We start from the raw sequence: 21,155 nt of genomic DNA, 5'->3' as shown, positions 1-21,155 counted from the left end.
GTTGTTTTCTTTCATACCCCCATCCCCGCGCGAGCAGGGAAGAGGAGTATGGGGACGGATGGGGCACTGGTGGCCCTCGCGGTCTTCAAAACCGTTTGCGTCCGCCTCGCGGCGGATGGCTGGGTTCGATTCCCAGACGTTCCCGCCATATTTCGCTTCTTAAGCACTTAAAAGAAGAAGGACTTGACGTTGTCAGGTCCTTCTTGCATGTAGGGGCAAGGCTCATACCCTTGAAGGATGGATCAGAGGCACTCAAGTTGATCCCGCCGATGTGGACGGTTCTTGGCTCTAAAGTTGTGACACGCAGCCTGAAGACAATGGGCGTCCTGTGACGAGTCACGGTCAAGTCAATCAATTTCCTTGCACGAGGCGTGAAATTGTGAGATTCGGATTTGCCCAAATGCCCAAAAATTACAAAATAACGCGATTCAGATCTTCCATCTTTCATTTTACCTCAAGATATGCTATCTTAACACGATGGAATCATTGCTATCTATAACATGCCGTTTAGACCGATGACAGCCTCAACCACCGACAAGTACTCAGCAAGCGAACAAGGTCTCGGGTACGCCTACCAAGGGCGTCTCGCCCTGCTCCATTTGCTGAAATTGCCCGAGGACACCGCCGTCTTCTTCGAAAAGGACGACGACCTTGATTTCGTGGACAGCAGTGCCGGCAAGTCGCTGGCCTCGCTCAAACACAAAGCAGGTGGCGACAGGCTGACCGACTTGTCGCCCGACTTTTGGAAGTCCGTCAACATCTGGTTGGAGCGGTACAAAAGAGATGGTCGCGCCGCATCGAACCTAAGATTCTTCCTGTTCACCACCGCCACGGTATCGGCCGACTCATTCCTCGCCCGCCTTCTGCACAATCAGCCCGACGCTTCCACTCTCCCCGAGTTGGTCGAGGCAGCACTCGCTAAGTCAAAATCGAAACTCATCAAGCCGATAGCCGCAAGTTTCAACGAATTGAGCGAACCCGAGAAACGGGATTTCCTCGAACGCATCCTGATCCTTGACAGCAGCCCACGCATCGGAGACATCCCGGCGATAATCAGGGACACGCACATGAAAAGCATCCGACGTGAGCACCGCGAGTTCGTCTTCGAAAAGCTGGAGGGTTGGTGGACTGACGCCGTGATCAACCAATTGGAGGGAGCCAGCACGGAAGGAATCTTTGGCCGCGAAGTCTCGGATAGGCTCTCCAAGTTCGCCGAGGAATATAGGGCGGACAACCTGCCGATCGACTACCGCGGAAAAGTGCCTGTCGATATGATCGACACCGATGCCGATGAGCGCCGGTTCGTGGTCCAACTGCGCGAGATCGGCATCTCATCCAACCGGATTAGGAATGCAATCTTGGACTATTACAGGGCGTTCCAGCAACGATCAACTTGGGCGCGGGAGAACCTGCTGGTGTCGGGAGAGGTAGAGGATTACGAAGATCGCATTACCGATGAATGGAGCCGCTACAAGGATGTCGTCTTCGAGACGCTGAATGTCGACAGCGCGGAGGAAGCCCTTCGCGCAGCCGGCGCAGCTCTATACCGCTGGGCGGAATTCGAGACTGAGAAGATCGAATCCCTGCGCATTCGTGCACTCGTGACGGAGCCCTATGTCCTTCGCGGAAGCTTCCACATCTTGGCCGATGTGACGCCTGTACCCAAGATCTACTGGCATCCCAGATTCCTCGTCCGCCTCGGTGCAGTGCTGGAGGTGTCATCATGAAGCGGTGGGATCAGCGTCCCTTCGAGATTCGGAATCTGTTCAATCCCGCATTCTGCGGCCTGATCCTGTTCCGCGCACTGCATGGCTTCGAGGAAAGAGACGCCCGCGGCATGCCCTTCTCGCTGTCATTGCTGGTATTGCCACTGTGCCTGCATAAGGATACGCGTGATGTGATCGCCGACAGCCCGCTCAGCTATCTGCTCAAGACTGTAGAGAAGAACCAGCAGGTCATGGTGGGACTTGCCGATCGAGTCACACAGATGCTGCCCTACACCTTTGAGGGGTTCGGTCTGCTGATGGAAAGAGGCTGCATCGCGGTAACGGACGACGGTCGTTTCCAGACCGTGCCCAAAAAGGTGCTCACGACCGTCGCCGGAACCGACGAGACCATCGCCTGCCAGAAGGTTGCTCGCATCGTGGGCAAGGAATTCGCACGCATCGCTGACCGGGTGACCGTTTACACGACTTTTGGGATCCGTCCATGAAGATTAAATCAATCCACATCTATAGCCACGACGGCCAGCAGCGCGACCTTCGGTTCAATGTGGAAGGGCTCAATATCATAACCGGCCGCTCTTCCACCGGCAAGTCCGCGCTTTCTGAGATCATCGAATACTGCATGGGACAATCCTCGTTCAACGTCCCTGAAGGCATCATTCGTGACAAGGTGGCTTGGTTTGCTGTGATCTATCAGTTCCAGAATGAACGTGTGCTTGTCGCCAAGCCGACTCCGCCCGGCGGTGGCGCCAGTTGCAGCACGGTGATGCTGCGAAGGGGTGCCGACTTGCAGGCACCCGAGTTCAAAGACTTGGCGGTCAACACTGACGACGAGAGCATCGTTGAACTGCTGTCGCGCTTACTGGGCATCCCCGAGAACCGCACAGATGTCGCGCTCGAACACAGCCGTGTTAGCTTCGATGCGAACGTCAAACACACGTACTACTATCTTTTCCAGAAACAGGGGCTGCTTACCAGCAAGTATCAACTTTTCTACCGCCAGAACGAGCCATTTCAGCCGCAGGCGATCCGCGACACGCTACCCATCCTGCTTGGAGTCTCCTCGCACGACCGCTACGAATTAGAATCCAGGTTGCGTAAGGCGCAGAAGGATCTAAAGCTCAACGCTAAGAAGCTTGAGCAGGCGCGTAGCGCCGTTGACACGTCGCACGAGAAGGCCGTTAGTCTCTACTCGGAAGCCAAGACGGTCGGCGTCGTCGGCTCCACCGACGAGAGTCCCAATGCCGACGGGATCATCCGTGCGTTGAGATCGGCATTGTCGTGGATGCCCGAAACCGTGCCGGACGACGATGGCAGCCGAATTTCGCGCTTGGAGGAAGAACTGGGCCAGTTGCGTCAAAATCGTCGCGACGCCCAAGATAGGATCGACGCTGCGAATTTGTTCGCCAAGCGGGCCGGCGGTTACGAAAGCGAAGCCGTCGAACAGGTGGACCGGCTGGCCTCGATCAAGGCGCTGCCGAAGAACCCGGATACTGGCCAGTGGCAATGGCCGTTTAGCGAGCGGAACTTGGCGCTGGATTCTCCCGTCGCCGCCATGCTGCTCAACGAACTGGAATCGCTCGACAGTGAATTGCGCATCGCTGCAGGCCAACGTCCCAAGCTCGACGCCTACCTGATCGATTTGGCCGGCAAAAAGGACGAGATCGCGAGCAACATCAAGCAGAAGGAAGCAGAGCTATCTGCGGCAATCTCAGCCAATGAAGTCATCGCAGAACTGGGCAACCGCAACAACGCTGCTGCCCGCGTCGTAGGTCGCATCAGCTTGTTTCTGGAAACGCTCCTCCCGAACGAAGATCTTGCAAGGTTGGCGGCTGAGAATCGTCGCCTCGGCATAAAGGTTGAGCAGCTTGCGGAACAAATAGGCGTTGACGACAGCAACGAACGCCTGACGTCGCTCCTCAATAACATCTCCGCCCAAGTGTCACGATACATTCAGATGTTCCAGGCCGAATTCGCCCCTTACCCTGTGCGGCTCAATCTACAACAATTGACGATCATCTTCGATTTGCCCGATCATCCGGTACCGCTGGCCCGGACCGGGGGTGCCGCGAATCACCTGGCCTACCATCTGTCGGCACTGCTCGCGCTACACCGATTCGCGGCAGAGAACAACTGCCCGATCCCGCGCTTCCTGATGATCGATCAACCGACCCAAGTCTACTTTCCATCCGAGGCATACAGAGACGCCGACGGCTCGGTGCAGAAGACTGAAGAATCTGACGCCGACCTGAATGCGGTGCGCCGCCTTTTCGCACTGTTGCTGAAGTTTACCCAGCAGGATGTACCCGGCTTCCAGTTGATCGTCACCGAGCATGCGAATCTTCGTGACGAGTGGTTTCAAAATGCATTGGTGGAACGACCTTGGACGAATCCTCCGGCACTCGTTCCTGAAGACTGGCCGGACCAGCATCCCGCGTGATGCATCGAGCGAACCGGTATCTACCTCCCGCAGATTGCCGGAGCAGGGAAGAGGACACTAAAGATAGCACTGATCCTCAATTTGCGTTGGAGCGTATAAGCATCGTGAACAGGAGTCATCCATGAAAACACTATTCGCGGGCCTTGCCCTATTTTGCTTGACCGTCGCAGCTCTCGCGCAGCCGCGCGTACTCATTTTCCCATTCGATCCCATTATGGATTCGCTGTACACGTTTGATGGCAAGCAGTCTATCCTCGATTACCGCAAGGCCTTGCAGGAGATGATCACGGCTGACCTATCCAAATATCCTGCCATCAGGGTTGTTGCACCATCCGACCTATCAGATTACATTAAGGTTCACAAGGTAACCCCGGCCACTTGGAACGACCCGGTCTTAGCCTCCCGCACTTCGAGTGCTTTGGGAGCGGATTACGCTATCATCGGGAGTTACGGGGAGTTCGCCCATCAGATCCGCGTGGACGCTCGCATTGGCCTCGCTGCCTCGACGGACATTCCCCCCGGTTACGCCGTTTCCGCCACCGTGAATTTGTGGGAGGATCTCCCCACAGCAGCGGCTCGTATTGCCGAGCAACTCGTCCCCATCCTTACAGCCGGTGGCAACCTGCATCCGGCCTCCACGGCAATCCTGTTTCCGGAGGGAGACCTGTCTGCTTACAATCCCACAGGATCGACCTCTAACATGGCACGGCTCGTCGTGTGGGTGAATGCTCCTGCGCCGCAGATTACGGCAGGTTCTGTCACTTTCGCCCGCTGTGACCGCATCGACCTCACCGGGGCTTCCACGGAGAAGCAGCGCGCCAACGCTTGCCGGATGGCAGTGCTGCCCGCCGGCCCCGTCGAAATTCGCATTGCCCATCGCGGCTATCTGCCCTATGTCCAGACGCTGACCTTGGCCCCCGGCAAAGCCTACCGGCTTGAAGCGCACCTACAGCCTGTCGAACTATCGCGCTGAAAACGGTGGCCATCCAGAATATGCAACCCGGACCCTTGGTTCGGGTTTTCTTTTTGCCCTGACAATGTTTAGAATTTCAAGAAAGTGAATTTTGCGGGCTCTTTTGAGCGCAACAAAACGTTAATAGGATAACATCATTCTGCGTATTTGCGCCGCACCATATCGAGACGCTATCTAACTATCCACTTGCTGCAACATGCTCGCTGCCCTTTCCTGATCCAAAATATTCATAGTCACATGATCCGGCTACGCGACGGGGCCGAGGCGGCAGTCGCGTTGGAGTCCGGAGCAACCGGAAATCCTCCACATATTTGCTCGCGTCATAGAGGCAACTATGGACAAGAACAATCGAATGGTGGTTTCGCCCCGCTGGCTCAAGGCCGCGGTGATCACGTTCGTGTTTGGTTTTGCCGTTCTTGGATACCTCGCCGCCCGCATCGCAACCGGCTCGCCGCCAGTCCCTCGTGAAGTTCGCACCGATAAGGGAGATGTGCTCTTCAGCGGAGATGAAATCGTCGGTGGGCAACACCTTTTCCAGAAATATGGCCTGATGCAGTTCGGCACCATCTTCGGGCACGGTGCCTATCTCGGGCCGGATTTCACCGCCGAAGCGCTGCATCGCGGTTCCGTCAGCATGCTCGCCTTCTATCGGGCGCAAGGCCATTCCGATGCCGAGGCCCGGGATCGGGTCGAACACGACTGGAAAGAAAACGCCTACAATTCGGTCAGCCAGACGTTAACGCTAACTCCCGCCCAGGCGGATGCGTACCGGAATCTGGTCGCCTACTATACCGACTGGTTTCGGCAGGGGAGAAGCAGCAACGAGTTACAGCGCCCTTCCATCTCGGATAGCGCGGACGTCAAACGCCTCGCGTCTTTCTTCTTCTGGTCCGCGTGGGCGGGCGCCACAGCCCGGCCGGGGGAGTCCTACTCCTACACCAACAATTGGCCCCCCGAGCCCCTCGCCGGAAATCGTCCCACCAGTTCGGCTCTGCTCTGGAGTGTGCTTAGTCTGGTGGCCCTCCTTGGCGGAACCGGAGCCGTGTTCTTCGCCTTTGGCCGCTATGAACAGCTTGGCTGGCATGATGAGGGGGACACCGAACCACGTCTCTTCCGGCCGCCGGAGCAGCTCCGTCTGACACCGTCCCAGCGCGCAGTGCCTTGGTATTTTCTCGTGATCGCGGGGCTGTTTCTCCTTCAAGGCCTGCTGGGCGGCGTCAATGCCCATTATCATGTAGAAATGAAAGGCTTCTACGGCTTTCCCATCGCCGACTGGCTTCCTTACAACCTTTCGCGCATGTGGCACTTGCAGCTCGCCCTGTTCTTTGTCGCGGCCAGTTTTCTCGCCATCGGCATCTTCCTGACACCGATGATCGCCCGCCATGAACCCAAAGGCCAGGACAAACTTGCTCTGCTGCTGTTTGCGGCTCTGGTTCTGGTGGTTGTCGGCAGTCTGGCCGGAGAAGCCGCCAGCCTGCACAATGTCATCACCTCGGCGGGCCCTTGGTTCTGGATCGGATCTCAAGGCTGGGAGTACTTGGACTTGGGGCGGCTATGGCAAATCCTCTTGACCGTGGGTATGATCCTCTGGCTTGTTATTCTCATACGTGGCCTTCGCCGCCGGCTCTCAGGAGAGCATCGCGGCAACATGCCCTGGCTGTATCTCTACAGCGCCATTTCGATTCCGCTCTTCTACGCCGCAGGGATGGTTTTCGGCAAAGATGTCAATTTTGCCCAAATGGATTTCTGGCGCTTTTGGGTCGTTCACCTTTGGGTTGAAGACTTCCTCGAACTCTTCTCAACCATTACGGTGGCCTACATTTTCGTCCTGCTCGGCGTCGTCCGCGTCCGGATGGCCACCACGATCATCTATCTGGACATTGTTCTGTACTCCGTTGGAGGGGTAATCGGCACCATGCACCATCTGTACTTCAGCGGTGCGCCTGCAATCCACATGGCGCTGGGTGCCTTCTTTTCCGCAATGGAAGTCATTCCGTTGCTTCTTCTGACCTATGAGGCCTGGCGCTTCATGCAGCTCGGGGCTCCGCCACACCAGCCATCCATGCTCCGTACCGCAAGCGCAGATTTTCCCCACAAGTGGGCCGTGATGTTTCTGATCGCCGTCGGATTCTGGAACTTCCTCGGTGCCGGCGTCTTTGGATTCCTGATTAATCTTCCCATCGTCAGCTACTATGAGATCGGCACGCAATGGACCGCCAACCACGGCCATGGCGCCATGATGGGAGTCTATGGAATGCTGGCGCTCGGCTTCTTCATGTTCGTTGCGCGCTACTTTATTCCTCGAGATCGCGGCAGCGAACTCGCCATGCGATGGTCTTTTTGGAGCCTGAACCTCGGACTCGCCTGGATGCTCTTCGTAAACCTGTTTCCCATCGGGCTGCTGCAGATCAAGACGGCCCTCGATCAAAGTTACTGGCATGCCCGCCAACCCGAGTTCTTCAACAGCCCGCTCGTCAAAGTTATCGAATGGCTTCGGCTGCCGGGGGATGCCCTGTTCATTGTGGGTGGAATTCTCCCCATTGTCTATCTGGCCGTCCGCATGTGGAAGGGCAGAAACCGCCCGGGTGAACTCGGCACCCAAGAGCCCACCGAAACCTTCACCGATCCCGTCTGATCCGGAGCGGGGTGGACCCCGTTGCCGCCATTCCAGAAGCAGGCCGCTTGGGCCGTCAAAAAGGCTTCAATTCCTATATCTACTCAACATAATATATCTTATGTGTTATTTGGCAGGCCAAGAAGAAAGCCGAACCCTGCGGCCCGGCTTCTTTCTGGTATTGCCATAGCGGGCCATTCGGCCCGTATCTCATTTGACAACGATATTGACAATCTTGTTGGGCACCACAATCGTCTTCACAATCTGCTTCCCTTCGAAGTGCGGCCGGACCTTCTCCAGCGCCATCGCCGCCTCGGTTAGGACATCCTGTGGTGCATTGATCGCCACCGTCACGGTGTCGCGCAGCTTGCCATTCACCTGCACCGCAATCGTCACATTCTCTTCCTTGGCCTTGTCCGCATCGAACTCCGGCCACTGCTCGTCGAAGATGGTCTGCTCGTGGCCGGCGATCTCCCAGACTTCCTCGGCCAAATGCGGCGCCAGCGGGGCCAACAATTTGGCCAGCATCTCCAGCATAGATAAGGATGCCGGACTTTTCCTGACATCCTTCAGTTCCGGGCCGACCCAGGAGTAGATGGCGTTTGTCAATTCCATCAGCCGGGCCAGGCAGGTATTGAAGTGGAAGTCCTGCAGGTCCGTGGAGACGGCCTTAATGGTCTGGTGCAGCTTGCGATCCAACTCGACCGGAACGGCGCTATCTGCCGCTGGCGTGCCACTTTGGATGGCTTGAGCCAGCCGGTAAACCCGGCCCACAAACCGCTCAATTCCGGTAATTCCCGCTTCGCTCCAGTCGCCACCCTGAGTATAGTCACCCGAGAACATCAGGAAGCAGCGCAGCACATCGCTGCCATATTTGTTCAGCACAGGCTCCGGCGCGACCACATTGCCCTTGGACTTGGACATCCGCTCGCCCTTGTTCAGGATAATCCCCTGATGGACGAGCCGCTTAAAGGGTTCTTCATAATTCAGATAGCCGGCATCATGCGCCACCTTGCCAAAGAACCGCGAGTAGATCAAATGTCCCATCGCATGCTCCGGCCCGCCGACATACTGATCCACCGGCAGCATCTTGTTCAGGTGGTTTGTGTCGAAAGCCGCCGTATGTAGCCGTGCGTCGGGGTATCTCATATAATACCATGAGGAATCCACGAAGGTGTCCATGGTATCGGTATCCCGTTTGGCCGGACCGCCGCAGTTGGGACACTTGGTATTCACGAATTCGTCCACCGTCTCAAGTGGTGACTTCCCCTGCGGCTTATACTCTGTCACACCTTCCGGCAGCCGCACCGGCAGATCACTCTCTGGCACGGGGACAATCCCGCACTTCTCGCAATAGAGAATCGGAATCGGCGCACCCCAGAACCTCTGCCGGGAAATCGTCCAGTCCCGCAAGTGCCAGGTAATGGTTGCCTTCCCCTGTCCGAGTTGCTCGAGCCTCTCCCCTACCGCATGGATCCCCTCTTTCGAGGTCAGGCCGTCAAATCCGACCGAGTTTGCCATGATGCCATACTCAGTGTACGCTTGAGTCTCAAGTGTGCTTTCCGAGCCATCGGCGGGTTTGATGACTTCCTTTATCGGCAGTCCGTGTTCCTTGGCAAACTGGTAATCCCGTTCATCGTGGGCCGGAACAGCCATCACCGCGCCCGTGCCGTAGGAGCCGATCACATAGTCCGCGATCCACACCGGCAGCTTTTCGCTCGTGAGAGGATGGATGCAATACGCGCCCGTAAACACCCCTGTCTTGGGCCGATCCGCCATAGCCCGGTCCACATCCGAGATCGACAGTGCGTTCTGAATATAGTCCGCCACAATCCCCTTCCGCTCGTCCGAAGCAATGACCGCCGCCAGCGGATGCTCCGGCGCAATCACCACCCATGTCACCCCAAACAGCGTATCCGCCCGCGTCGTGAACACGCGGATCACGTCTCCATGCTCCTTCCCCGCTTGCGGGGAAGGCCGGGATGGGGTGAGGGCGGTTGCAAGCCGAAATTCGATTTCGGTCCCCTCGCTCTTCCCAATCCAATACCGTTGCATGGCCTTGGTCTTATCCGGCCAGTCGATGGTATCGAGACCGTCCAGCAGCCGCTGATTGTACTTGGTGATGGCAAAGAACCACTGTTTGAGGTTCTTGCGGACCACAATCGAGCCGCAGCGTTCACAGGTATTATCGGACAGCACCTGTTCGTTCGCGAGCACGGTCTGGCAGCTTGGGCACCAGTTGACAAGCGCGTTCTTCTGATAGGCCAGACCGCGCTTGTACATCAGCAGGAACCACCACTGCGTCCACTTGTAGTATTCGGGCGAGGACGTGTCGACCTCGTAATCCCAGTCGTACATCGCGCCGATGCGCTTAAGCTGTTCGCGCATGAACTCGATGTTCCGCCGCGTGGAGATTTCCGGGTGGATCCCCGTCTTGATCGCGTAATTTTCCGCCGGCAGACCGAAGGCGTCGAACCCCATCGGTTCGAACACTTCATAGCCCTGCATGCGTTTGAAGCGCGCAAAGCTGTCCGTCGGTGCATAGCAGTACCAGTGCCCCATATGCAGCTTGTCCCCGCTGGGGTAACTGAACATGGTCAGCACATAAAACTTGGGCTTCTTCGAGTCCCAGTGAAACTTGTATGTCCCCCGCTCTTCCCACCGCTTCTGCCATTTGGCTTCCACCTGTGCGAACGGGTAATGCTTATCGGGTATTGGGGTGTCGGTGATCATGGAGAAAAATATTTTTTACCAAACGAACTGCCTTATTCCTTATCAGCAATGGAATTAGGCACAGATTTTCGACGCATATACTGCAAAAACAGTAGATAGGCGACTGACATTTCCTATTGGAATATAGGACGGGAATAGACTGAAGTCAAGCCAAAAGGCTGTCAAAACACGGGAGTTGAACAAAAGGTCAGGCTCTGGGAGGTGCGCGAGGCGCTGTTTCGATGGTTGCGGCCCCGCCTCAGGTGCCGCGAAAGTTTGTGAACGAGTTTGTGAAGGGGCTTTTTCAGGTCAATTTGGCCCCAAAAACCGCCTGAAAAGTGCGAAATTGGCTTCTTGAAGGTGCCTTATCTGGCCTGAATCCGTGCAGAAACGAGGGTGCAAGGCGTTTCACAAGCCGTTCACAAGGGTGGTAGGGGCTGACTGCGTCGCCCCTCCCCTTTTAGGCCTGCCGAGCCGGGTTGAGCCGAATGGCGCACTGGCCTGAACTGCGAACACAACCCGGCCGAAAGGTAACAACGCCAGCGTACCCCCATGTATGCCAACTCCGGTCGAAGTAAGACTTCGCTTCGGTTCGATAGTCTCAAACGTGATCCAGTAGCGCACTTTCGAGTAGCGGGATCGCATCCTTGAATCCGCATAGGTTATTCGCGAAGACAGGGCTCAGGGCACCTGGACCTAACAGATCACGATAACGTCTTTCGATCTCACCAGACGAATCAGTATCAAAAACCCAAAATCGCTGTAAAGGGTGATCTCCGACTGTCCCAAGAGCGTAGAGGTGATGAAAGAAAACGTCTGATGGTGGAAGCGAATAGCCAATCACGATGATGTTCCTTGCATCAGACAATTCGCGCGCGGCCGCAGACCAGACAGACGCAACGCTCTTGTGATACTCGCCCTTGTTCCAAGTTGGCGGCACAATAACAGGCTCAAATCCCTGTTCGGGGGCATCCGAAAAGAGTCTGTCGAAATATGGATCCATTTTCAAGTGCTGAGTGACATCAACATAATCCGAGTCGAAATGCCACGTGTGATATGGCGCAAAACAGTCCCATAGGCGACATGCCCTGAGCACTCCTGTCTTACCGCATGTCCAATTCAATGAACCGTGCAATTTGAGTAGGCTGACAGGCTCCGTGTCGTTTGTTTCTGGCCCATCACCGATCTCGTAACGGAACGGAATCTTCTTGGCGAACAGTGCGTAATCGCATGCCAAATCATAATTGAATGTGATAATAGAAACGGAATGGGGCGGTATAGAATCGCTCCGCAGTTTGCTTATGAGATTGGCAAGCTTCTCATAATTTCCCGGGATGCGCGCGTTCTGATGCAACACGTGAAACGTCAAAGTGCTCTCTATCGTGCGCGCAATGAGAACTTTCAGTGAGCGAATCAACTCATCGAAATCAACGGCCGGCATTCCCGGAAACTTGTCAATCGTGCGAGCTATCTCGAAACAAGCAAACACCGATTCAATGTTGGTAAGATCGAGTTTTGACTTTGAATGCACGGCTTGAAGGTTACCGATCGCTCGGAACACTCTTTCGAAATGTTCCCTCACGTCGTCGACTCTTCCAGCGGCGAGAAGATATCTTGCCGTGTCCAGAAAGTCTCCCATCAGTGGGCAGCCTGCATCCTTGGATGCACCAGCACCCAGAATGAAAACTGTATCGCTCACGATTTTCTCCTTAAATTCGTCTTCCCCGCCCAAAGCGTCTTTTCATGTGCCCGTGTCCTGGCATTTCAGTATGGCAGGGCGGGCACAGAAGCATCAAATTGGAGATCTCATGGCCACCGCCTTTTGATATTGGCACTATGTGGTGAACGTGTGCGGCGATCAATGACAACGGTCGCCCACACTCCCTGCACCGTTTGTGATCACGTTTCCAAACAACGCGTCGTTTCGCATGCCAATCGTCAGGATATTTGCCTTCGGTTCTACGGTGTCTGCGCTCCCATAACCATATCACGACCGCCACAACTATTCCGATAATTGCCCAAAAGATATATCGTCCGCTTGATGATTCACCCTTGGTGGACGAAGGACGTTCGTCTTTCTGATCTGCATTATTCAAGTTATGCACTCCAGTTGCAACTCTGTCCTGGCCACTACGCGCAGACAATTCCCCACTGTCAGTGTCAGAAGATGTAAGCCCGGCAAGTGGGCTGAGATCCTTCAGCGCTGTGCGCTTCAGGATGACAAGGGGGGTTGGGCTTGCGCTGTCGATGTTGTTTTGTGCTGCTCGTGTATGGCGGATGCATGCCCGGCGGGTGGGCTGAGATCCTTCAGCGCTGCGCGCTTCAGGATGACAAGGGGGTTTGGGGTTGCGCTGTCGATGATACGAAAGTGTGCAGGCTGCATTCACAGATGTGGGCTTGGCAAGTGGGCTGAGATCCTTCAGCGCTGCGCGCTTCAGGATGACAATGGATAGTGTGTGTGTTGGGTATCGAAGTAATTGCTTTAGCGAGATTTTGCTCTATGGCAGGATTTAACATTTGTCATCCTGACGGTACTCCGGAAGGATCTCAGCCCACGTGCTCAGCCCGGACGTTTTTCCGTGGAGTCGCGAGCACGCATTTTCTCCTCGAGCGCCGTCGTCTCTGCCTCAAGTTTCTTGAACTCCCCATACCACTGAGCGCTCAGGTCTTTCCATGCAGGATTCCGGGCTTCGATTAGCGCGACTTTCTTTTCCCGTCGCCAACCTTTCAGTTCTTTCTCGCGGGCGATGGCGCGATGGATGTCGGTGAAGGATTCCCAATAGACGAGGCGGTTCACGTTGTAGCGGCTGGTGAAGCCCTCGTGTACTTTCTCTTTGTGCTGCACGATGCGGCGATCAAGGTTTCCGGTCACACCGATGTAGATCACGCGGGTGAGGCTGGCGGTCATGTAGACGTAGTAATGACGCATGACTTCTCCCGAAATACCTTGAGCGCAGAAGGAAGACACGTGGGCCCGGCAGGTGGGCTGAGATCCTTCAGCGCTGCGCGCTTCAGGATGACAATGGGTTTGGGTTTGCGCTGGAGATGAAGGCTACTTCTGGGCGTTACGTTAAGTGAATGATTTCTACCCCGCCCCACTTCTTTGATAGATACTCGGCAACAAGCCGCCGGTGGCAGTGATCGGGGGTGTCCTCGCTGCATAAGAGGACGGCGTTGTTGAGCACGTCGCGGGAGACGGACTGTTCGACTTTGCGTTTGGACATCAGGCTTAAGAAGTCCTTCTCCCATTGCTGCCAATTGCCTTTGCCGCTCTTGTAGGTGTCGAGGATCTCATGTGACGGGGCCAACTCCGGCATGTGCACGTAATCCATCTTGCAAATGGCCCGCAGGAAATAGCGCAGGTCATCCTTCTTGGAAAAGCCGGCCAGTTGGGAGACGTTGTTCAGCCGCACATCGACGACGCGCACAGCGCCGGATTTCTTCAGCAGGGTGAAGAATTCTTCGGCGGTCTTTTTGGTGAAGCCGATGGTGAAGAGCTTCATGAGGGCATTCTTGCGTTTCGGCCGGGTTGTGATTGTGGTTATGGTTAGCGCGTGATTCGGCCCAACCCGGCTCGGCAGGACGAGAGTCTTACACGGCCTTGGCTGTTTTCCGGTGTTTGATGTACTCGAACACGGCGGGCAGCATGGAAATCAGGATGATCGCCATGATGGCGACGGAGAAATTCTTCTTGACAAAGGGGATGTTGCCGAAGAAGTAGCCGGCCAGGACAAAGCAGGAAATCCAGAGCAGGGTGCCGCCCACACTGTAGGTCAGGAAGCGCAGATAGTTCATGCGGCCAATGCCCGCTACAAACGGGGCAAAGGTGCGGAAGATGGGCATGAAGCGGGCGATGATCACCGCTTTGCCGCCGTGCTTCTCATAAAAGGCGTGGGTCTTCTCCAGATTCTGCTTATTCAGAAACCGCACCCCCTCCTTGGAAAAAACCTTCGGCCCCAGATAGCGGCCAATCCAGTAGTTGCAGGAGTCCCCGAGGATCGGCGCGAGGTAAAGCACAACGAGCAGCAGGCTCAGATCGAGCGATCCCAGCGCGGCAAAGGTCCCCGCGGCAAACAGCAGGGAATCGCCGGGCAGAAACGGCGTCACCACCAGACCGGTCTCACAGAAGACCGTGATAAACAGAATCAGATAGGTCAGCGTGCCGTACTCGGAGATGATCTGCCCGAGATAACGGTCAAGATGCAGGAAAAGGTCCAGCAGAAACGGCATGATGAATTTCCATGAATGAGTTGGAAATAGCTACTATAAGACAAATTTAGATCAAAGTCAAGGTACGGGATCAACTTAGCCGAATGGAACCCAAAGCCGTAGAGACGCAAAACCCCCGCTGACAGACTCAGCGAGGGTCGAGATTTTTGCGTTAGTCGGGGCGACTGGATTTGAACCAGCGACCCCCTGGTCCCGAACCAGGTGCGCTACCGGACTGCGCTACGCCCCGTAGAAAAAACAGCCTTAGAGATTGTTGGCCCAGCCTTCACGGCCAATGAGTGGCACGAAGGATACCTGGCCGGCATCGCGGGTCAGGGCATCTTCACCCTGCCGCTCCACGATCATCAACTGCTGCGTCTTCATCTCCCCCATAGGGAAGATCATTAAGCCGCCGTCCCGAAGCTGGTTGAACAGCGTCTTGGGAAAGACGGGAGCCGCCGCAGAAATTACAATTTTGTCAAAGGGCGCGAATTCGGCCCAGCCGATGGTGCCGTCTCCCTGCTTGAGGATGACGTTGGCGTATCCTTCGGCTTCAAGATTGCGTCGCGCCTTCATCACCAGAGGCATGTGGCGCTCAATCGAATAGACTTTGCGCGCCAATTCGGCGAGAATTGCCGTCTGGTACCCGGAACCTGTACCAATATCCAGCACCTTGTCGGTGGGCCGAATATCCAGCAAACTGGTCATACGGGCGACGACATAGGGCTGACTGATGGTCTGACCCGCCTCAAGGGGCAGCGGGGTATCGTCATACGCGCGGTCACGAAAGGCAGCTTCTACAAAGTGATGGCGTTTGACTTTGCGCATCGCTTCCAGAACCCGGCTATCCGTAATCCCCCGCCGCTCAAGCTGGGTGAGCACCATCTCTTCGCGCGACAACTTATAATTCAACAAGATGACCCTGCAAGCTTGAGTAAGCTAAGAAGCGCCGGGGGGACTCGCGTCCTTGAGCAACTCAGTATAGGAATAAGTTGGCAAAAAGTCAAGCGGAAACTGATTAACGCGCGACTCCGAGAGCTTTGACCAGATAGAAGGCCCGGGGTGAGCCAATGGAATCGATGAGGGTGGTGTCGGTCGTGGTGGCGAAGGAATCGGGAAAGACCGGCGAAGACGCGTCCAGCGACTTGAAGACGGCATAACTGCCGGCACCGCAGACGCTACCCCAAGTCAGGCGAATGTGGGCTGTGTCCGAGGGGTATGCTGTTAAAGCGGCGGGGGCAGGCAGGGCCTGCGGTTCGGAGACGGTAATCGCTCCCTGCATCAGTGTCGGGTGAACCTGACAGATGTAGTGAAGCGTGCTGTCGCCCACGTTGCTGAAGACAAACTGATAGGTCCACGGTGCGGTGGCGGGGGCGGTGCCGAACAGAGAAGGCGTCGCATTGTGGTGGACATTGTGGAAACCGTTGATGGCGCTCCAGATGACCGTATCGCCGCGGGTGATGGTTAAGTTTGCGGGGGTGAACGAAAAGCTCTGGACGGTGACATGCCACGTGCCGCGATCCTGCACGGTGATTGTACCCATCATGTGCGGGTGGACTTCGCAATGGTACCCGTAGGAGCCGATGGGAAGGTTGAAGATGAAAACGTACTGCCACGGTGAAGCCTGCGCCGGAGTACCAAAGAGCGCCGGGTCGCAGTCGGGTGTCACACTATGGAAGCCGAGAGAATTTGTCCAGCGAACGGTGTCGCCCTGGAGGATTGTTAAGGAGGACGGGGTGAATTGGAAATCTGCCACGTCGACGTTCCAAATAGTGGCGTGAGCGGCCAGAGTGGAACCAAACAAAGTCATAAGTAACACCAAAACAAATCTCTTCATGACTGCGTCCATGTTAACTCCATTATTACGTTAGTTGAACAAATGCCGTCCATTTGGAAAAGTTTATCCTGCAATGCTCATAACACGTCCCTAAAGGCGGAAAGTTTCCTGATTCCATCGTATTCTCATGGGCGCAAATGCAAGCGGGGCGAACCGTTGGGTCCGCCCTGCTTACTCTTCTGTTCGAGAATTCCGTTAATCGAGTTGCCGCGCAATGTTCTTAGACGCATCCTCAGCGGACTTTTGCGCGGCGACCGGGATTTCCGGGCCGTTCATCGATGTAATCCGTTTGCCATCGCGAGCCTGAATCTGATCGGTCACGTCGGTGCTGCTTCCGATGAATCCCGTAAATTCTCCGCCAGCGGCAAATCGCGGCGTTCCCATATCCAGCACCCAGTGATACGTTCCATCATTGTGCTTAAGCCGGAATTCCGTGGAGAATGGCCGCCGCGACGTGAAGGCCGCCTGATAGACATTTTCACACTTCTGCCGATCATCCGGATGCACTCCGTCCAGCCAGCCGCGACCATACTCCTGCTGATAGGTGCGTCCGGTAAATGCCAGCCATGTTCGGTTGAAGTAGTGATAATGCCGGTTGAGTCCTGCCATCCACACGAGAACCGGCGCGGAGTCGGCCAGCGTGCGGAAGCGGCTCTCACTCTCGCGCAGAGTCATCTCGGCGCGCATCCGTTCGGTGACATCGCGGAAGCTCCAGACTCGCCCGACAGCCACGCCCCCCATGACCTGTGGCCTCGAATTCCGCTCATAATATCTGCCATCTTCAAACTCGATGATCTCAAGGCTCTCTTCTTCCGGATGAGAATACAGTTCCTGTACGCGTTTGCGGAATTCGTCCGGATCCCTGAGTTGAGCGACGGCATATTTCAGCAGGCGCTCATCTTCGCCGCATTCTGCCATGCCCAGTGGAATCCTCCATAGTTCAAGGAAGCGCTGATTATAGCTGCGGATTCTTCCTTGCATGTCTACGACGAGGAGCCCGTCCGTCGTAGACTCGAGCGTCGCCTGCAACAGAGACAACGATGTTTCCGCTTTCTCATCGGCCTGCCGCCGCTGGGCCATCTCCAGAGTCAATGAATCACGCTGTTCGAAGAAGCTGGTGATCAGCGCACTTATTCTGCCGAACTCAGTCCGATCTCCCCGAAGCTTCCGCAAGTGATCGAGATTGGCCGACTCCAGGGCTGCAGATATCTGGTTCAGCGGAGTGCTGACGAATCGCAGGAGAAAGAAGGCGATCGATCCGGTCATCAGAAGGGCAAAGAGCAAACTCGCAGCGGACATCTGCCATGCCATGGCCTGGGACTCGTGCATGGCCGGATATTCGGCATAAGCGGACACCCACATGACCGTGTCGCCCTTCAAGGACAGAAGCGGCTTGCTGCTCAACACTCCGTAGGAATTGCGCCTGTCAAGCGTGGGTGCCGCGCCAGGCGCTTTGGGTGACGTGAGGCTGATATGGCTTGATGTCAGGAGTGAGATTTCGCGGACGTACTCCGGCGACCAAAGCCTTCCCACTATGAAATACCCTTGGGCCGGTGATACGCGAGTGACGTCGGCGGAAGGTTGGCAGGGAGCCGTGCAGAGTTCCATAAGGCCCGCCGGTGTGCGCGCGTAGAAATGGGAAAATGGGACTTTTGTGAGGATGCGTTGCAGATCTTCTATCGGCACAGGCAACGCCAGCGTGACCGAATCCTCTTTGCCACTCGCCGAATAGACGATGTCCAGATTGGTGTTGTAAAGCCATAGCGCATTCACGGAGAACGTCGTCATGGCGGTCACCAGGTTTTCCTCCGCCCATGTCGAGTCCGGACAGTGGATGAATTCCAACATTTCGTCCCAGCAGGTGTAGTCATAGGTAAGACTGGCCACACTCTTACTGAGTACCGCCACAGCCTTGTCCAACAGCACACCCTTCTCCTGCTGGCGTTCCTGCAGGAGCAAGGCCATCTGCCTATGCTGCGCGAACCAGCCAATGAAGAGCGCGAGGAGGAAAAGCGAAGCAATTATGGTGATCAGAACAACAATCTTTGTCTGGATTCGTCTGAACATGCATCAAGCCCTTGAGCAGTTGGAGATATGCCCGACAACGCCCGCTTCACGCCGAGGAAACAAGGTTGCAGTTTGGTTGAGAGATAAGTGACTTCTCTACCCTTTGCTCTGCAAGAAGAGCGCCATGCATCGCACCCCTCAATCGCGCCTCAGTGCAAAACAAAAACACGAGCCTAAACTCGTGTTTTCTATAGTCGGGGCGACTGGATTTGAACCAGCGACCCCTTGACCCCCAGTCAAGTGCGCTACCGGACTGCGCCACGCCCCGAACTATTTGTGATTACCCATTAAATCGAGAATTTCCTGCAATTCGCGCCGGACATCCTCGATGATGTTTCCGTTTCCATTGCTCTGCTGTGGAGCAGAACTGCCGAGTTGTGTTTTGGCTCCCGCGATCGTAAACCGCTGCTCATAGAGCAGGGCCTTGATCTTGAGCACTACCTCGAGATCCTTTTCCTGGTAGGTGCGGTTTCCAGTCCGACTTTTCTTCGGATGCAATTGCGGAAACTCGCTCTCCCAGTAGCGGAGAACATGTGCTGGAATACCCGTCAGCTCGGAGACTTCACCAATGCTATAGTAAAGTTTCCTGATCGCGGGTCCCTTTCGATCCGTATCCACGTTCGATGGCACCACAACAAACTGACCTGCAAGAAATATAGTGAAAATACGCTAAACGCGCAAGACGGCCTGAAGAAAGGATGAAGGATGAAGGATGAGGGATGAGGAAAGACAGGATCAACAGTGTGATCTTATGATTTCCCGGTGCTGCCAAAGCCTCCGCTGCTGCGATCCGTTTCGGCAAGCCTCTCGACTTCCTGCCATGCGCAGCGGATTACGGGAGCAATCACGAGCTGGGCAATGCGTTCATCCTTGGGAATGCGGACGGGATCCTTGCCGGGATTCATGAGCAGAAGTTTGATTTCACCGCGGTAATCGGAGTCAATCGTGCCGGGTGCGTTCAGCATCAGGAGACCGGTCTGCAAAGCGAAACCCGACCGCAGCCGGACCGTGGCTTCACAGCCTTCCGGAATGGCCACACAGAAGCCTGTAGGCAGGAGTACGCGGCTGCCGGGTTCGAGAGTGGTCTCTTCCCCGGCATGGCGTAAATCCATTCCCGCAGCCCCTGCTGTAGCGTAGGAAGGCAACTGGGCGGGGGCGTGGGGCAAACGCTGGATCTGCACGGTCACCGGCGGCGTCTTCATCCTCTACTTCTTCTTCCCGTTCTTGCCGTTGCTGTCGCCGTTCTTACCGGCGAGCGCGGCCACCTTGACCGCCGCGACCTTGACCTTCGGCAGAACGGCCGCCTTTGGCTTTGCCTTGGCCTTGCTCTTCGTCTTCTTCGTCTGCTCGGGCTGGACAATCGTGGTAATCAGATTGTCCTCGTCGATCAGACGGTTGACCAGATCATAGACGCGCTTGGGAGTGACGGCATCAATCTGCTGACTCACATCCTGCAGAGTCTGATAGCGGCCGAGGTAAACTTCCATCCGCCCGAGACGCATCATGCGACTGGACACACTTTCCAGCCCGAGCATGATGTTGCCCTTAAGTCCGGTCTTCACGCCGTCGATTTCCTCTTTGGGGAGAGGCTTGGAGGCGAGATCCTTGAGTTCGGCAATGACCATTTCCCGCGCGCGTTCCACCCGCTCCGGATCTGTGGCGAGATAAACTCCCCACAGACCGGAGTCGGCGAACATTTCGGTGAAACAATAGATCGAGTAGGCGATGCCATGCTTCTCGCGGATGTTCTGAAACAGACGCGAGGACATGCCGCCGCCGAGGATCGTATTCATGATGGAGAGCGTCAGGCGGTCCGGATGGTTGTACGGAAGTCCGGACGTACCGATGACCATGTGCGCCTGCTGAATCGGACGGCTGATGCGCTCGATGTGATTGTGATGATTCGTGCTGGCAGGATCGCGGCGGATTTTGCTCTTGCCGCTGAGATCGAGCGCCTGCGCCACACGTTTCACGATGGCCGCGTGGTTGACGTGCCCCGCGGCGGCGACCACCATTCTATCCGGCAGATAGTGCTGACTGACAAATTTCAGCACATCGTCCCGGGAGAAACCGCGAATGTTCTCCGGCGGGCCGAGAATCGGCTGGGCAAGCGGGTGCGGGTTGAAAAGGGCCTTTACGAAACGCTCATGAGCCACGTCGTCAGGCATATCCTCGTGATCGCGGATTTCGTCGAGGATCACCTGTTTTTCCTTTTCCATTTCGGCGGGATCACAAACGGAATCCCGCAGAATATCGGCCAGGATGTCGAGCGCGCTCGGGAGTCGCTCATCGAGCACATGCACATGGAAGCAGGTCAGCTCCTTGCTGGTGAAGGCATTGATATAGCCCCCCCCCTGCTCCACCGTGCGGGCAATGTCCAGGGCACTGCGGGTTTCCGTGCCTTTGAACGCCATGTGTTCGATAAAGTGAGAAATGCCGTTCTCAGCCGGGGTCTCATGTCGAGAACCAACCGAGACCCATATGCCCAGGGAGGCGGACCGCACGCCGGGGATCTTTTCCGTCACGACGCGCAGCCCGTTGGGCAACACCGTTTTTTGATAGAATGGAGAGGTCGTCAC

The 21,155-nt window shown here is 56.0% G+C and carries 16 protein-coding genes and 3 tRNA genes; 6 read left to right on the top strand and 13 right to left on the bottom strand.

Features of this window, described 5'->3' with window-relative positions:
* Positions 1-50 precede the first annotated feature (50 nt).
* From VGL38_02440 to VGL38_02415, 6 genes are all read left to right on the top strand, one after another.
* Positions 51-148 (top strand) — tRNA-Sec (locus tag VGL38_02440).
* 367 nt (positions 149-515) lie between these two features.
* Positions 516-1,727, top strand: a complete 1,212-nt coding sequence (locus VGL38_02435; protein HEY3294273.1) for an ABC-three component system protein — start codon at positions 516-518, stop codon at positions 1,725-1,727.
* Complete coding sequence (locus VGL38_02430; GenBank protein HEY3294272.1) at positions 1,724-2,212, top strand: three component ABC system middle component; 489 nt, start codon at positions 1,724-1,726, stop codon at positions 2,210-2,212. The genes VGL38_02435 and VGL38_02430 overlap by 4 nt, the downstream gene beginning before the upstream one ends.
* Positions 2,209-4,164: a DUF3732 domain-containing protein gene (locus VGL38_02425; GenBank protein ID HEY3294271.1), complete on the top strand. Its 1,956-nt coding sequence runs from the start codon at positions 2,209-2,211 to the stop codon at positions 4,162-4,164. Before VGL38_02430 ends, VGL38_02425 begins: the two co-directional genes overlap by 4 nt.
* A gap of 121 nt (positions 4,165-4,285) precedes the next feature.
* Positions 4,286-5,137: a hypothetical protein gene (locus VGL38_02420; GenBank protein HEY3294270.1), complete on the top strand. Its 852-nt coding sequence runs from the start codon at positions 4,286-4,288 to the stop codon at positions 5,135-5,137.
* Positions 5,138-5,471: 334 nt separating this feature from the next.
* Complete coding sequence (locus tag VGL38_02415; GenBank protein ID HEY3294269.1) at positions 5,472-7,772, top strand: cbb3-type cytochrome c oxidase subunit I; 2,301 nt, start codon at positions 5,472-5,474, stop codon at positions 7,770-7,772.
* Between the two features lie 189 nt (positions 7,773-7,961).
* On the opposite strand, the gene leuS is transcribed toward VGL38_02415, so the two are convergent.
* From leuS to VGL38_02350, 13 genes are all read right to left on the bottom strand, one after another.
* Positions 7,962-10,484 (bottom strand): leucine--tRNA ligase, encoded by a 2,523-nt coding sequence (leuS, locus tag VGL38_02410; protein ID HEY3294268.1) that lies wholly within the window; start codon positions 10,482-10,484, stop codon positions 7,962-7,964.
* A 580-nt stretch (positions 10,485-11,064) separates the two neighbouring features.
* Positions 11,065-12,162, bottom strand: coding sequence for a hypothetical protein (locus tag VGL38_02405; protein ID HEY3294267.1), 1,098 nt, complete (start codon positions 12,160-12,162; stop codon positions 11,065-11,067).
* Positions 12,163-13,023: 861 nt separating this feature from the next.
* Positions 13,024-13,392 carry a GIY-YIG nuclease family protein gene (locus tag VGL38_02400; protein HEY3294266.1) on the bottom strand — a complete coding sequence of 123 codons (369 nt, stop codon included), beginning with the start codon at positions 13,390-13,392 and terminating at the stop codon, positions 13,024-13,026.
* A 136-nt stretch (positions 13,393-13,528) separates the two neighbouring features.
* On the bottom strand, positions 13,529-13,966 hold the full coding sequence (locus tag VGL38_02395) for a DUF488 domain-containing protein (GenBank protein HEY3294265.1): 438 nt from the start codon (positions 13,964-13,966) through the stop codon (positions 13,529-13,531).
* An 88-nt stretch (positions 13,967-14,054) separates the two neighbouring features.
* Entirely contained in the window at positions 14,055-14,693 is a 639-nt protein-coding gene (locus tag VGL38_02390; protein ID HEY3294264.1) for a DedA family protein, read from the bottom strand.
* Between the two features lie 155 nt (positions 14,694-14,848).
* Positions 14,849-14,922, bottom strand: a tRNA-Pro gene (locus VGL38_02385).
* 14 nt (positions 14,923-14,936) lie between these two features.
* Positions 14,937-15,587 carry a protein-L-isoaspartate(D-aspartate) O-methyltransferase gene (locus VGL38_02380; protein ID HEY3294263.1) on the bottom strand — a complete coding sequence of 217 codons (651 nt, stop codon included), beginning with the start codon at positions 15,585-15,587 and terminating at the stop codon, positions 14,937-14,939.
* A gap of 103 nt (positions 15,588-15,690) precedes the next feature.
* Entirely contained in the window at positions 15,691-16,482 is a 792-nt protein-coding gene (locus tag VGL38_02375) for a hypothetical protein (protein ID HEY3294262.1), read from the bottom strand.
* A 222-nt stretch (positions 16,483-16,704) separates the two neighbouring features.
* On the bottom strand, positions 16,705-18,474 hold the full coding sequence (locus tag VGL38_02370) for a PAS domain S-box protein (GenBank protein HEY3294261.1): 1,770 nt from the start codon (positions 18,472-18,474) through the stop codon (positions 16,705-16,707).
* Between the two features lie 296 nt (positions 18,475-18,770).
* A tRNA-Pro gene (locus VGL38_02365) sits at positions 18,771-18,844 on the bottom strand.
* 2 nt (positions 18,845-18,846) lie between these two features.
* Positions 18,847-19,194: a MerR family transcriptional regulator gene (locus VGL38_02360; GenBank protein ID HEY3294260.1), complete on the bottom strand. Its 348-nt coding sequence runs from the start codon at positions 19,192-19,194 to the stop codon at positions 18,847-18,849.
* A gap of 131 nt (positions 19,195-19,325) precedes the next feature.
* Positions 19,326-19,778, bottom strand: coding sequence for a dUTP diphosphatase (gene dut, locus VGL38_02355; protein ID HEY3294259.1), 453 nt, complete (start codon positions 19,776-19,778; stop codon positions 19,326-19,328).
* A gap of 3 nt (positions 19,779-19,781) precedes the next feature.
* Complete coding sequence (locus VGL38_02350) at positions 19,782-21,155, bottom strand: pitrilysin family protein (GenBank protein HEY3294258.1); 1,374 nt, start codon at positions 21,153-21,155, stop codon at positions 19,782-19,784.

Source organism: bacterium, assembly GCA_036504735.1.
Lineage (GTDB): Bacteria > Electryoneota > RPQS01 > RPQS01 > RPQS01 > DASXUQ01.
This window is presented reverse-complemented; position numbering and strand designations above follow the sequence as displayed.

What these genes read in the sequence shown, in the direction of transcription:
- VGL38_02370 (HEY3294261.1), bottom strand. Translation starts at nt 18,474, where the DNA reads ATGGCCTTGCTCCTGCAGGAACGCCAGCAGGAGAAGGGTGTGCTGTTG.
- VGL38_02390 (HEY3294264.1), bottom strand. Translation starts at nt 14,693, where the DNA reads ATGCCGTTTCTGCTGGACCTTTTCCTGCATCTTGACCGTTATCTCGGG.
- VGL38_02400 (HEY3294266.1), bottom strand. Translation starts at nt 13,392, where the DNA reads ATGCGTCATTACTACGTCTACATGACCGCCAGCCTCACCCGCGTGATC.
- leuS (HEY3294268.1), bottom strand. Translation starts at nt 10,484, where the DNA reads ATGATCACCGACACCCCAATACCCGATAAGCATTACCCGTTCGCACAG.
- VGL38_02430 (HEY3294272.1), top strand. Translation starts at nt 1,724, where the DNA reads ATGAAGCGGTGGGATCAGCGTCCCTTCGAGATTCGGAATCTGTTCAAT.
- VGL38_02375 (HEY3294262.1), bottom strand. Translation starts at nt 16,482, where the DNA reads ATGACTTTGTTTGGTTCCACTCTGGCCGCTCACGCCACTATTTGGAAC.
- VGL38_02435 (HEY3294273.1), top strand. Translation starts at nt 516, where the DNA reads ATGACAGCCTCAACCACCGACAAGTACTCAGCAAGCGAACAAGGTCTC.
- VGL38_02420 (HEY3294270.1), top strand. Translation starts at nt 4,286, where the DNA reads ATGAAAACACTATTCGCGGGCCTTGCCCTATTTTGCTTGACCGTCGCA.
- VGL38_02415 (HEY3294269.1), top strand. Translation starts at nt 5,472, where the DNA reads ATGGACAAGAACAATCGAATGGTGGTTTCGCCCCGCTGGCTCAAGGCC.
- VGL38_02395 (HEY3294265.1), bottom strand. Translation starts at nt 13,966, where the DNA reads ATGAAGCTCTTCACCATCGGCTTCACCAAAAAGACCGCCGAAGAATTC.
- dut (HEY3294259.1), bottom strand. Translation starts at nt 19,778, where the DNA reads ATGAAGACGCCGCCGGTGACCGTGCAGATCCAGCGTTTGCCCCACGCC.
- VGL38_02425 (HEY3294271.1), top strand. Translation starts at nt 2,209, where the DNA reads ATGAAGATTAAATCAATCCACATCTATAGCCACGACGGCCAGCAGCGC.